This window comes from Paenibacillus lupini (assembly GCF_011761355.1).
In the GTDB taxonomy this organism is placed as follows: Bacteria; Bacillota; Bacilli; order Paenibacillales; family Paenibacillaceae; genus Pristimantibacillus; species Pristimantibacillus lupini.
This window is the reverse complement of record NZ_JAASRW010000003.1, coordinates 270,618-283,909: the sequence shown is the minus strand read 5'-3', so window position 1 is coordinate 283,909 and position 13,292 is coordinate 270,618. Positions and strand designations below refer to the sequence as shown.

At 48.0% G+C, this 13,292-nt stretch carries 9 protein-coding genes and 1 pseudogene; 1 reads left to right on the top strand and 9 read right to left on the bottom strand.

The genetic code is table 11. The features are described 5' to 3' along the window. Positions 1 to 14: 14 nt before the first annotated feature. Positions 15 to 976, bottom strand: a pseudogene (locus tag FHS17_RS10870) (sugar-binding transcriptional regulator). A gap of 341 nt (positions 977 to 1,317) precedes the next feature. Here FHS17_RS10870 and FHS17_RS10865 point away from each other — a divergent pair. Beyond that, positions 1,318 to 3,120: a 5'-nucleotidase C-terminal domain-containing protein gene (locus FHS17_RS10865; protein WP_167278428.1), complete on the top strand. Its 1,803-nt coding sequence runs from the start codon at positions 1,318 to 1,320 to the stop codon at positions 3,118 to 3,120. Positions 3,121 to 3,605: 485 nt separating this feature from the next. Here FHS17_RS10865 and FHS17_RS10860 read toward each other — a convergent pair whose 3' ends face one another. The 8 genes from FHS17_RS10860 to FHS17_RS10825 form a co-directional block, all read right to left on the bottom strand. Then, positions 3,606 to 4,799, bottom strand: coding sequence for an MFS transporter (locus tag FHS17_RS10860; protein ID WP_167278427.1), 1,194 nt, complete (start codon positions 4,797 to 4,799; stop codon positions 3,606 to 3,608). Beyond that, a complete protein-coding gene (locus FHS17_RS10855) occupies positions 4,799 to 5,257 on the bottom strand; it encodes a cupin domain-containing protein (RefSeq protein ID WP_167278909.1) in 459 nt (152 codons plus the stop codon). Before FHS17_RS10855 ends, FHS17_RS10860 begins: the two co-directional genes overlap by 1 nt. Positions 5,258 to 5,456: 199 nt before the next feature. Then, positions 5,457 to 6,329, bottom strand: coding sequence for a family 43 glycosylhydrolase (locus tag FHS17_RS10850; protein ID WP_167278426.1), 873 nt, complete (start codon positions 6,327 to 6,329; stop codon positions 5,457 to 5,459). Positions 6,330 to 6,353: 24 nt separating this feature from the next. Further along, positions 6,354 to 7,232, bottom strand: a complete 879-nt coding sequence (locus FHS17_RS10845) for a carbohydrate ABC transporter permease (RefSeq protein WP_091188424.1) — start codon at positions 7,230 to 7,232, stop codon at positions 6,354 to 6,356. A gap of 51 nt (positions 7,233 to 7,283) precedes the next feature. Beyond that, positions 7,284 to 8,174 (bottom strand): ABC transporter permease, encoded by an 891-nt coding sequence (locus FHS17_RS10840; RefSeq protein WP_243865297.1) that lies wholly within the window; start codon positions 8,172 to 8,174, stop codon positions 7,284 to 7,286. Positions 8,175 to 8,265: 91 nt separating this feature from the next. Next, on the bottom strand, positions 8,266 to 9,900 hold the full coding sequence (locus FHS17_RS10835; protein WP_167278425.1) for an extracellular solute-binding protein: 1,635 nt from the start codon (positions 9,898 to 9,900) through the stop codon (positions 8,266 to 8,268). 184 nt (positions 9,901 to 10,084) lie between these two features. Then, on the bottom strand, positions 10,085 to 11,452 hold the full coding sequence (locus tag FHS17_RS10830) for a response regulator (RefSeq protein WP_167278424.1): 1,368 nt from the start codon (positions 11,450 to 11,452) through the stop codon (positions 10,085 to 10,087). Continuing rightward, the gene (locus tag FHS17_RS10825; RefSeq protein ID WP_167278423.1) at positions 11,449 to 13,194 is read right to left on the bottom strand and encodes a cache domain-containing sensor histidine kinase; all 1,746 of its coding nucleotides are present in this window, start codon (positions 13,192 to 13,194) and stop codon (positions 11,449 to 11,451) included. Before FHS17_RS10825 ends, FHS17_RS10830 begins: the two co-directional genes overlap by 4 nt. Positions 13,195 to 13,292 lie beyond the last annotated feature (98 nt).

Genomic DNA, 13,292 nt, shown 5'->3' with positions numbered 1-13,292 from the left:
AATCACGTAAATATTTATCTACTTTGCTCTGCTTTAAAATCAAGCAAATGCTGCGCCGTAATCTGGTCGGTAATTAGCGTATTCGTATACTGACCACTTAATGCGCCATATATCGCTTCGACCTTGCTTGGGCCTCCGGCTACAAGAACGGACCATTCTTTCTTTTTCAGCTCGTTCAAGTCTATGCCAATTGTCCGGAGATCCAGCTCCTCGCTGCATAATTGTCCATTAATATCGATAATTCGGGAACAAATATCACCAACACCCCGTGATAAAATAATGCCCAAATCCTCGTCAGAAAAATAATTCGCCCGGATCAGAACCGAATCTTCCGTCGGCGCTCCTACCGTAACAACCGCGATATTAGCCTTTTTGCCCATATCGAGGATTTTGCGAATATGCCTGTCCGCTTCGATCGCATGCTTCACAACCGCATGGTCAACGATAGCTGGCAATGGAATCAAATACGGTGACGTCTGGTAAGCCTTCGCGAATAGCTGCGCAACTCATACGCATACGTATTCGTCTCAGAATGACTCACGCCGCCGTTCAGCTGTACAACCTTAATCTTCTTCGCGTGCTTGTTAGGCAGACGAATGGCCACTTCATACAGGGTTGTTCCCCAAGTGACCGCGATCGTATCGCCATCTTGTACGGTTTCGTGCAGGAAGTTAGCCGCGGCTTCACCAATGACCTTTTTGACCATCGCGTCCTCATACTTCGGAACAGAAGCAATAATCGCTTCCTTCAGGCCAAACCGCTCCTTCAATAATCGAGCTCGTTCCTGGTTATCGGAGGACGGGTCCATAATGCGAATTTGCACGATGCCGTCTTCCTTCGCTTGCTGCAAGAATCGCGATACCGTTGGACGCGAAACGCCCAATTTCTTCGCAATTTCCTGTTGATTATAATCGAGCTCGTAATACATACGGGCTGCTTCAATCATTTTTAACCGCTTATCGCTGAGCTCCTCCATCCGTATTCCCCTCTCCAGAGTCGCGCTGTTGTTTAGTATGAGAATATGTTCATGTTAATGTGACAATATTTCAGGATTATTATACGTGTTTGCGCTAACCAAGGGCAACATGACATGAGATATAGCGCCAAGTTTGGACATCTGTTCAACAAGACCCGATAACGATTGTGCACAAGCACAAAAATTCGATGTCGAAAAGTCGGGGATTAAGACGATCAAAAAGGACTTCAGGACTAATTTGCTAAATTTTCAGATAATTTACACAAAATTGAAAGGAGATCTATGGCAAAGCACCGAATACCTACACTCGAAAAACGAAAAATATATTGTGGAGGGATTCGATGCTTACCAAGCTTAGAAAAACGAAGTGGGCGACAGCAGCCCTGCTTGCTGCCTCTCTTCTTAGCGCTTCCGTTAGTGCGGCCGCTGCAGAAGAGCCGGCTTTGCCCGCTTCCGCCAAGCACATCACGCTTCTGCATACGAACGACACGCACGCTCGCGCCGTGGAGGGAACTTCAGGAGAAATGGGCTATGCCAAGCTTGCGGGCATTATCGACAGCTACCGTACTGCTAATCCAAACACACTGCTTCTTGATGCCGGGGATGCTGTACATGGCACCACCTTCGCCACGCTGGTGAACGGAGACAGCGTTGTTCAGGTGATGAACAAAATGGGTTACGATGTAATGGCTCCAGGCAATCATGATTTCAACTACGGATATGAACGGCTGCTGGAACTGGAATCTCAGATGAAATTCCCAGTCATCAGCGCTAACGTGAAGGTCACCAAGGACGGATCGGACTTATTCAAGCCTTATATCATTAAAGAAGTTGATGGCGTGAAGGTCGGGATTTTTGGCCTGACGACTCCGGAGACTGCCTATAAGACGCATCCGAAAAATGTAGAAGGACTGACCTTTGCCGATCCAACAAAAGAAGCCCAAGCTATTGTTGATGAGCTCGAAGACAAGACAGATGTTATCGTCGCTCTCGGCCATATCGGCCAGGATGCTTCGAGTGTGGATACGAGCCTGAAGATCGTCAAAGCCGTTGATGGCATTGATGTCTTCATCGACGGTCACAGCCACACGGTGCTCGAGCATGGTCTGACCGCCGACCATAACACCTTAATTGCAAGTGCCGGTGAGTACACGAAGTACCTCGGCGTTGTTGATCTGTGGGTGGATGGCGGCAAGGTCATCAAGAAGGAAGCGAAGCTCGAAAATAAAGACACGGCAGCGGCTATCGCGCCAAACGCTGAAATCGCAGACTTCGTCGCATCAATCCAGAAAAGCCAGGAAGTGCTCCTCGCTCAAGAAGTAGGTAACGTCAGCGTGAAGCTTGATGGCGAACGCGATCAGGTGCGTACCAGCGAGACGAACCTCGGCAATCTCGTTGCCGATGCCTTCCGCGACGCTTCTGGTGCTGATGTAGCCATCACGAACGGCGGCGGCATTCGTGCCTCCATTGATGAAGGAACAATTACGAAGGGCGAGATCATTACGGTGCTGCCATTTGGCAACCAGATCATCACGCTCAAAGTAAAAGGTGCCGACATTAAAGCTGCACTCGAGAATGGCGTTTCGGATTATCCAAATTCGAAAGGCGGCTTCCCTCAAGTATCCGGCATCACGTTCAAGATTGATGTAGCTAAGCCAAAAGGCGAACGCGTGCATTCCGTTACCGTTGGCGGCAAACCACTCAACGAGAAGGCAGACTATTTGCTCGCGACAAACGACTTCATGGCTGCAGGTGGCGACGAATACACGATGTTCAGCAAATACCCGCAAGCCGGCATGTACGGCTCGCTGGATGAAGCACTCATCAACTATATCGCCAAGCTGGGCACTGCTAATCCGAAGGTTGAAGGCCGTATTACAGCAGAAGCAACTCCTGTTGTGGTACAACCGGAACCAAAGCCAGAGCCAAAACCAGAACCAAAGCCAGAACCAAAACCGGAGCCTAAGCCTCCAGTAAAACCTGAACCGGCTAAGCCTACTGTTTATGTCGTGAAGAGTGGCGACACCTTATGGGCAATCGCCAAGAAGTACAACACAACCTGGCAGAAGCTTCGCGACCTGAACCATATCAAGAACGCGAACCTCATTTATCCAGGGCAAAAAATCAAGCTGCCCGCAGCGTAACAAAAGGGCTGTTCCCACGTGGGAACAGCCCTTTTGTATTGTCCGCTCGAGGGGTCAGCCTATCCCCGCTCCCACTCGGTGTCCCCCGCTTTGCAGGTGGATTTCACCAGTATACTAGTTCGCTGCTGGCTCCTTGCGCCTATACTTGCACACCATCGCTCTGCAGGTTGGATTTCCTCCAGTAGATTGCTCCAACCCACCTTGCTCCTCAAGCCTCCTCACGCTCGCAGGTTGGATTTCATCCAATGTAATCTGCCTTTGAGTTACTACAACGATCCTATGTTGGATTTCATCCAACAGAATCAGACCTAAATCATGGTTACTGGGCAGTGGGAGCTCATTCTACTGTACGAAATCCAACATAGGCGAGCATGTGAACGTCCAGCTCACTATTACGTTGGATGCAATCCAACGCAGCGCCTAGGTGATGCCGCTCGATGGCGCCTAGATAACAAAAAGACGGTGCCCGCATGCACCGTCTCCCCTTATCCCTCCGCTTTTGCGCTCCTGCGCAAGTAAGCGAAGTATACGACCAAAAACACCACGTACAAGATGCCTGACAGCAGGAACATCGTTGTATAGCTCGTCATCGTAACGACTACTCCGAGCAGAATCGAGCCCAGCCCGATTCCGATGTCGAAGAAATTATAATACGTGGCCGTTGCCACACCGCGGCGCTCCGGCTTCACTAGGTTAATGACCCAAGCCTGAAGTGCCGGGAACAAGGCGCCAAAGCCTGCGCCATAGAACACGCCGGATAAGAGCAGCATCCCCATCGAGTCAGTGAAGTACAACAGGACACTGGCGATCATACATAATACAGCCGTGGGGAACAATACCCAGAACGGACCCTTACGGTCGAATAATGGACCACTCACGAACCGGATCAGCACTTCGCTGATCGCAACCACAAGGAAGAAGTAACCGGTATGTTCAATACCGATATCCTTACTAAACAGAGTCACGAAGCTAAGCATTCCGCCGAATGCAAAGCCAACAAGCGACCCTAGAATAGACGGCACAAGTGCCTTAACTTCCAGCACCTCCGACAGTGGAGAAGCCTTCTGCTCTAACCCAGCAGCTGCTTCAGAAACAGCTGCCACTCCCACATGAGTGCGAGGCTGCCGAACGAGCAGCGTGAGGACCAAGGTAATGAACAAGAAGATTACTCCGGCTCCGAATAAGCCGAGATAATCATATTGCTCCAGGAGCCATAACCCCATCATTGGTCCAACCGAGAAGGAGACGGCATTGCCCATTGCAAAGTAGCCCATCCCTTCGCCCCGGCGTGTTGCTGGAATCGCGTCGGATACTAACGTGCCGTACAAGGCCGTTGCAATACCAAAGCCAAAACCATGCACAACGCGAAGCGCCATCAAGGCAGACAGCGATGCTGCCGCATAATAGCCGGCCATGCCGAGAAGGCAGATGACGACGCCGATCAGAAGCATTTTCCGCTTACCAAACCGTCTAAGTCCGATCCCTATCAGGAGCCTCGATACGACGGCCGAGAAGGTAAACACACCAAGCAACAGACCGATCTGCGACCCGCTTCCCCCTTGCTCATCTGCGAAGAGCGGAAGCGTAGGCAGCAGCATCTCAATAGCTAGGAATAAGAATAGATTAGAGAATGTCAGCAGAACGAAATTTTTCGTCCACAGTTTATCCTTCTGCAGCATTAAAATTTACGTTCAATCAATTTGAAGTCATCGTAATGGAAGCCCGGTGCTACGATGCACGATACAAGAACTGGCTCATCGCCAAGCGGGCGAGCTTTTTGCCATTCTGTCGCTGGAACAAGAGCCTGCGGATGCTGACCATTCGCCACATCTCCACCAACAATAATTTCTTTGCGTGTCTCTGGCTCATCTTCCGTGCCGCCTAGAGTCAGAAGCAGCGGGCTGCCCGAATGCCACAGCCACAGCTCATCGGAATAAACCGTATGCCAATTCGAGGCTTCTCCCGGATGAAGCAGGAAATAAATCGAAGATGCCGCAAAACGTGGACCGGAATACGGTTCACCCAGCACAGCCTGTGGAATTTCAAAATTCGCTTTCCAAATCTCCTTGTACCAGCCGCCCTCCACATGAGGTTTCAAATCTAGTGCCGCTACAAGCGGAGACAGTTCTTTCACCATTGTTGTTGCTGACAATACAGTCCTCTCCTCTCTATTACATTTCTCGACATATTGAGTCAAATGTACTATGCAATACCCTTTCCGTCAATGAATGACCGATGGACAAACGCCCTCTTTCTCCCAAGCCGCCTGCATAAAGATCAGGGGCTGTTCCAATTTGGAACAGCCCCTGATCTATGATCGATATTGAAATACGTTATTATTGATTCACGTCTACGTAAGGCTGACCGTCCTTGAAGCGTACTAATCCGATGCAGGTTTCACGAAGCACGCTGGTTTCCGGCTCCGCGAGCCGATGATAGATCAGGTACCATTCGTTCTCATATTCTGTAAGTGAAGCATGTCCTGTACCTACCGCGTTGACTGATTCAAGCGTCATCCGGTTATTCTCATGCACCTCGTAAGGACCCAGAATATGATCGCTGAATGCATAAGCAATCTGGTATCTTGGATCACGCGTATCATAATTGCTCCATGTGAGCCAATAACGGCCATCACGCTTTTGCATATGCGGTCCTTCATTATATACCGCAATGTCGCCCGCAATGGCATCGCTGCCTTTGGCGTTATGGATCTGCACGGACAATTGCACCGGTTCAGATTTGAACGTCGTCATATCGTCCTCCATCGGAACAATCCAGCACTTCCCTTGCCCCCACAGCAGATAGGGCTGTCCATCGTCATCGACGAATAAGTCCGCATCAATCGATTGGCAGTCATATTGATTACGGGTAATAAGCGGACGGTCCAGCATATCCTTGAACGGTCCAAGAGGAGAGTCCGCAACGGCAACGCCAATCTGCGCCTCCGCAGAGAAATACATATAATATTTCCCCTTATATTTGGCGATGCCGGGAGCCCATGCCTGCTTGTCAGCCCAGCTGACATCGTTTAGGTCAAGCGCCAGATAAGGCCCGTCCCAGTTAACGAGATCCTTGCTATGGAACACATGAAACTTCTCATACATCCAGCCGGCACTGTCCTTAGTCGGGTATAAATAATAGTCGTCGCCATCGCGCAGGATAAAGGGATCTGCCCAGAAGCCCGGCAATATCGGATTGTTGATTTGCATGCTGCATCTCCTTTTTGTGAATGCTTATTCCTTTACGGAGCCAAGAGTAATGCCGTGAACGAAATAACGTTGCAGGAATGGATAGATGATCAGGATCGGCAGCATCGTTACGACGATTTTGGCTGCGTTAAATGTCCGCTGGGAGAAGTTGATCAAATCCTCCGGTCTCGTGGAAGACGTAATCGATGGAGCAACCACCAGTTGCTGGATATACGTTTGCAATGGAATATTATGCTGCTTGTTCATTAGAATCAACCCGTCAAAAAACGCGTTCCAGTGACTCACGATACTAAATAAAGTGACTGTTGCGATAGCCGGCATTGCAAGAGGAACGGCGATCGTAATGAGCGTGCGCCATGGACCCGCACCGTCCATTTTGGCCGACTCATTAATTTCCTTCGGCAAGCCTCGGAAGAAGTTCATCAGCAATATCACATTAAAGATGGGAACGGCCGTCGGGAGCACAAGCGCCCAGATCGTATCCGTCAGATGAAGGCTCTTCACAACCATATACCATGGTATTAACCCGCCCGTGAACATCATCGTGAATACGATGACCCACATATAGATATCTCTTCCCCGGAACTCTTGCCGTTCCCTCGCAAGAGGGTAAGCCATCATAATCGTTAATACGAAATTGATTGCCCCGCCAAGCAGCACCCGCTTAACCGATACGCCGAAGGCATCAAAGAACCGGCTGTCCTTAAACATATATTCATAGGAATAAAAGGTGAAATCAACAGGAAACAAGGTAACTGCGCCGGATGCTGCCGCAGACTTGCCGCTGAAAGACAATGATACAACATTAATCAACGGCAGCAAGCAAAGCAGTGTAATGAGCAACATAACGAGCGTCAAAATAATATCAGTAGTCCTGATTCCGCGTTTACCTGTGAGCGGCATGGGACACTTCCCTTCTAATTACAATAATGCGTTCTCTCGGTGCTGCCATGCTTAGAAAATGCGATAACCCGCAAACCTGGAGGCCAACTTGTAGGAGACAAATATAAGAATGAATCCGACAACCGACTTCAGCGCTCCAACCGCAGTAGCTAAACCATATTGATATTGGACGAGTCCGATGCGGTATACATAGGTGTCGATAATGTCTCCCGACTCATAGACCAAGGGATTGTATAGGTTATAGATCTGATCAAAGCCCGCGTTAAGAATGTTACCGATGTTAAGCGTGGACACGAGAATGATCGTCGGCAAAATCCCCGGAAGCGTGACGCTCCAGATTTTGCGGATCCGTCCAGCCCCGTCAATGGAGGCTGCTTCATAGAGCGACGGGTTAATCGCCGTTAAAGCCGCTATGAAAATGATCGTGTTAAAGCCAAATTCTTTCCATACATCACTCAATACTACAACTACCGGAAACCATTTATTGCTTCCCATGAAAAAGATCGGTTCGCCCGTAATGGCGGTTACCACTTGATTGACAATGCCGTTCTGCGAAAGCATATCGGTCAAAATACCAGCCAGAATAACCCACGAGAGAAAATGCGGCAAATAAATAATGGTCTGCATCCATCTTTTCAGTCGGCTAAAGACGATTTCATGAAGCAGCAAAGCGGTGAACACCGGAATGAGTACGTTCATGAGCATTTTCATTACAGAAATAAAGATGGTGTTGAAGAAAATGGTTTTGCTGTCATCAAGCTCAAACATGTACTTAAAATTTTCCAAGCCAATCCATTTGGAGCCGAATATTCCTTTGACGGGAATAAAGTCTTGAAATGCAATCGCCATTCCAAATAGCGGAACTATTCCGAAAATAATAAGGAGGATCATGCCCGGCGCCAGCATCAGATGATAATGTAACGAATTTTTGGAATCTCGCAAAGCTCCCACTCCATCCTTAAGCAACTCTAATTTCACCGGAACCTAAGCAAGTCTGCCTGGCTTTCGCTTAGGCTCCGATGCCCTGCATTTATTACTTCGCTGCTTCAGCGATTTCTTTCGTAATTTGATCGCCGCCTTGCGACTTCCATTTGTCTACGAACGAATCAAATGATTCCACCGGCTCATTGCCCATAATGATCTTGAGGAAGGTTTCATCCTCCAGCTTGCGAAGGTTCGCCCATTTGGTGCGCATCGTATCGGTCTGATCGTAATAGATGCCAACCTTGCGATTGATTTTATCGTCTTGAATCAGAGGAAGAGCGCCTGTCAGGAACGCATGTCTTTGCGACCAAGCAGCTAAATCTTTTTTCGGATTTTCTTTATCCTTCAAGTAAGAATTATAAATTTGCTTCGCCTCGCCTTGCAGGGTATCTGCATTAGCTTTACCGTCGATAACGTCTTGAACGAGCTTTGCCTTCTTCTCTTTATCGTCATAGTTGCTTAGAAGCAAGGAGAACGGCATGTTCATCCAGTTGTAGCCATCCTTCTCTACGATACCTTCGCCTTGCAGCTGATCGGCATCAAATTGCATGTTTAACGTTTTCAATACCGCCTCTGGATGCTTGAAGCCTTTCTTCACGACCAGATATCTTGTTGTCGGAGAGGCCATATGCGTATTCATTTTCCCCTCTTGACTGAGCGGCGACAGGTACGATACCCATTCCGCTTTGGAATCCTGTGCAACGGAATCGGCCAACATGCCAAACGGCAGCCACCATGGTCCGAAGAAAATACCTGCTTTGCCACTGACGACAAGCTCATTGACCTGCTCGTTTTTCTTCACGGCGAATTCCTTGTCAATTACACCTTCTTGCACCCAACCTCTGATTTTGGCCAAAGCATCCTTCACCTCAGGCTGAATCGAGCCATAAACGGCATTGCCGCTTGCATCCTCGGTCCATAGCTGTGGGTATGCGTTATAAGCGCTGAAGATGGAATCGAAGCCAAATACGCTTGTACCGATGTTAACGATCACTTGATTTCCCAAGAGACCAACGGACCCTTTTTTATCCATAAAGGTTTTCGTTACGTTAATGATGTCATCCATCGTTTGCGGAGCTTCCAGCTGAAGTTCGTCCAGCCAGTCTTGACGAATCCACAGCATGTTTTGCGCATCTGCACCGGGGCTGACGTTAGGGAAGGCCATAAGCTTGCCATCAAATGTTGAAGATGCAAGACTGTAGCCATCCGTGGAATCATAAGCCGCTTTGAGCGCCGGCGATACGAAGTTCTCGTAAGTAGAGGTCAGATCCTCAATCAGGTCTGCATTTACCAATTGAACAAGCTGCTGCTTGTCTACAACCATGACATCCGGAATATCGCCGGTCGACAGCGTTAGTCCAACCTTCTGCATGTAGGAGTCACCCGTTGCCTCCCATTCATTCGTATACTTCACGTTCAGCTTGTCTGCGAAATAGCGGGTGAGCTCATTATCTTCAATCGTCGAACCGCTTGGCAGCTTCGGATCAACCGCTGCTTCCTTGCCGATGCTGATCGTTACTGTCTCTGACATTGGCGCGTAAGGATCAGCAGGTTCAGTTGTCCCTCCAGCAGAATTATTCCCGCCTGTGTTATTGCTACTGTTATTTGCATTACCGTTATTGCCTGAGCATGCAGTCAGCACCATCAGTGCACAAACGATTAATATGCTTAATGTCTTTTTCATTTCTGCTTTCCCCCTGCATATCGTTTATTGTTACATCCCCAGTATAAGCCTGTTTTGCGGATGTAAGGGTCGGACCGAAGTTCACAACTAGGTGTGATTTTGTATCCGCTCTCATCAGGGATATTTGCCGCTAACAACATTAGTCTACGTTCTGGCTAACAAACTTCTTACCCCGAGCACTTCATTACTTCTCCCATTGCTTCCGGAAGTCTGAGGGCAGTACTCCAATTTCCTGTAAAAACAGCTTACTGAAATATTTCTCATCCTTGAAGCCGACGTGCTGAGCAATTTGATAGATAGGTGTATTCGTGTGCACAAGCAACTTCTTCGCTTTGGACATCCGAATGTCAGTGACGTAATCATTAAATGACTTCCCTGTTACATTCTTGAAGCATTGGCTGAAATACGTCCGGCTCATATTGGCAATGCCCGCGATCTCACTTTGACTGAAATCCATCTCTTCCTGTTCATGCATGTAACGAATCGCTTTATAAATAACCCGCAGGATATCGTCGCTATATTTGGTCTTGCATACCATGCTGCGGAGCTTATCTCTCTCCTCCTCAAGCACTGCCCTCCATTCCTCCCACATGCGAAGCGGCTCCAAACGAAAGATTAGCTGCATCGACCATTCAAGCATGAGCAGCCAGCGGCCATTCTCAAGAAAAGCCGGGAACAGCAAGCTCTTCAGCTCACTCATCGGCAATCTCATCGCTGCAGTATCCTGTAGCAAATTCTCGTATGCCTCATTACTATAGATCCATTCCGGACTGTTCCATCGAGAACTAAGCTGAGCCTTCTCCGGGTTCAGAGATTCTTTCTCTTCGTCCGCCTTCCACTCCCAAAAGTTCAGCATTTTCGTATAATCATATAATAAGCCTGTAGCCAGATAGCCATGCAGCTTGTCCACCGTAACACTTAACGATACATGGCCTAAGCCGTGCACCAGCACCGGAAGGCAGTTGGCCTGTTTAATATCGTTAATCAATGATTGTTCCTCTAATTCTCCAAGACCGTCCAGCGAGAGAAACCAGCAACGTCTCTCTAAATAGTGAATAACATGGCTTGCAGAAAGCTTTTGGACCAATTGGCCTGCTTTCTCTTCGTCTTTAAGTTCAAGAACAACCATAACCCGGTCGAATACCTTCGCCTCATGCGAGATTCGTATTTTCACCTTATCCTCATAGCTGTGTGCAATGCGTTCCAGCACATCATCCATCACGTCGGTTTCCAGATCGTTTTTGACGATATAATCAATAGCTCCGAGCCTAATGGCCTTCTGCGCGAACGAAAATTCCTCGTGGCAGGATAACACAACTACCGATTTGGCCGGGTATTTTTCATTGATTTCCTCGATCAGCTCAAAGCCTGACATCTCCGGCATCATTAAATCCGTAAAAACAAGATCAACCTCGAGCGTCTCGAGCAGTTCTAACGCTTTTCTTCCGTTCCCCGCTTCGCCGACGACCTCCATATGATATTTTGCCCATGGCATAATTGAGATCAATCCACGCCTGACCAGCTTCTCATCGTCTACTATAATGACCTTCATTGCTCCGTCGCCTCCTTATGCATTGGCATGTGAATAGATACAGTCGTACCTTCGCCTATTTGGCTGTTTATTTTCAAATCGCTGGCACCACCCGTAAAGTTACTCAATGTCCGCACGACATAATTAAGGCCGATTCCCAGACCCGAAAGGTTATTTTTCCGCGTATCCGACTCCAGAAGCTCCTTGATTTTCTCCGGACTGATTCCGTTCCCGTTATCCTTAACCATTAGAACCAGCATTCCTCCCTGCTCCTGTGCAGTGACCTCGATGATCCCCTTCTCGTCCATCATTCCGTGATATAAGGCATTTTCCACGATCGGCTGTAAAATAAAGCGCGGTAGCGGCGTCTCCAGAAACGGCTCTGGGATGAAGTATCGTACATCAAACTCGAAGTCGTATCTAATTTTTTGCAGCTCAACATAATCGTTCAAGGAGTCTATCTCATCCTTCAGCGAAACGATGGTGCCGTCTTTCGCCAAATTGTATTTCAACACCTTGGTGAATAGCGACAGAAACCGGTCGATCTCATGCTGACCCTTCAGTCGTGCAAGCCATTGGGCTGTATTAAGGGTGTTGTACAAGAAATGCGGGTTGATCTGAGCCATCAGCTTCTCCATCTCAATTTCCTGCTTCTCACTCGCTTCCTTCGCCACTTCTTTAATCAATCTCTGAATCTTAAATTGCATATCACTAAAGTTTTGAATGAGAAAATCAAACTCCCGTAATCCCGTCATTTGAAAATTGTCATTGGGTTCCTGACTGATGACGGCAGATATACCCTTGCGGATGCGGTGCAGCGGTGCGATAACGACCTTCCATGTCCGAAAGGCAGCCCAGATGCTGATCAGCAGCCCCAGCACAACGATGTAGGCATATTTGACGAACCAATCACGAATCTCCTTCTGGTATTCGCCCTTCTCAACAAACACACCAAGTCTCCACCCTTGACTGCCCGTCACCTCGTGAAAATAGTATCGCTCCATCGGTTTTGCATCATAAGTGCTGCCGATCGGAGTCAGCTCAGGTTTGTCGCTATAGAGAATGGTGCCGTCATTATTCATAAGCAAATGAGATACATTCATCCCGTATTGCTCTTTGTTCAGTATATTTTGAATGACCTTCACATTCGTTTCCGCATACACGATCAGAGGGTTATTGGGATCTGTGATGCCGCCTACGCTTCGCACAATGGAGAATACAGAAATGTCATTATATTTATAAAGAGTTAAGTGCGGGCCATTGAAGACATGGTCGGATTTGACGGAGAGTTTCGGCAATCGGTCGAAATCGGGGTGCAAATCTCGGGTTATATAATTGTTATATTGGATTTCTCCAGTGATCGTATCATAATAAAAAACTAATCCTATCGTTGGATTCGATGCATTAAGAATACCCATATCACTTTGAATAGCCGCTACCAGCTGTGACTTCTCATAATTGTCCTCACTCGCTTGCAGCGCTTCCACATCCTGACCCACAAAGCCCTGGTAAGACATTTGCTGAGACACATCATAGAGGTTTTGTAACGTCTCCTCCAAAGAACCGCTTACCCGCTGTAAATTTTGCTCGATGCCCTTTTCGATTTTGTTAGTTAAAATATTGTAAATCGAATACACCGTCAGAATACCAACTAGGACCAGCGGGATAACGGAGCTGACCAGCAGTGTCCAGTAAAGCTGACCACGCAGCGTATCCCAGCCGAAGAACCGCTTTATGTATGAACCATCTCTCTCATCCATCATTTCCACCTGCTCGTGATATATTTTGAACAACCACACTATATCACAATTTGCCCAAACAGAAATGTTCAACATGGACTGCACAAAAAGGCGCACAGGTG

Bases quoted from the DNA above. Each gene is read 5' to 3' on its own strand.
- FHS17_RS10845 (WP_091188424.1), bottom strand. From the start codon at position 7,232: ATGCCGCTCACAGGTAAACGCGGAATCAGGACTACTGATATTATTTTG.
- FHS17_RS10825 (WP_167278423.1), bottom strand. From the start codon at position 13,194: ATGATGGATGAGAGAGATGGTTCATACATAAAGCGGTTCTTCGGCTGG.
- FHS17_RS10860 (WP_167278427.1), bottom strand. From the start codon at position 4,799: ATGCTGCAGAAGGATAAACTGTGGACGAAAAATTTCGTTCTGCTGACA.
- FHS17_RS10850 (WP_167278426.1), bottom strand. From the start codon at position 6,329: ATGCAAATCAACAATCCGATATTGCCGGGCTTCTGGGCAGATCCCTTT.
- FHS17_RS10855 (WP_167278909.1), bottom strand. From the start codon at position 5,257: ATGGTGAAAGAACTGTCTCCGCTTGTAGCGGCACTAGATTTGAAACCT.
- FHS17_RS10865 (WP_167278428.1), top strand. From the start codon at position 1,318: ATGCTTACCAAGCTTAGAAAAACGAAGTGGGCGACAGCAGCCCTGCTT.
- FHS17_RS10835 (WP_167278425.1), bottom strand. From the start codon at position 9,900: ATGAAAAAGACATTAAGCATATTAATCGTTTGTGCACTGATGGTGCTG.
- FHS17_RS10830 (WP_167278424.1), bottom strand. From the start codon at position 11,452: ATGAAGGTCATTATAGTAGACGATGAGAAGCTGGTCAGGCGTGGATTG.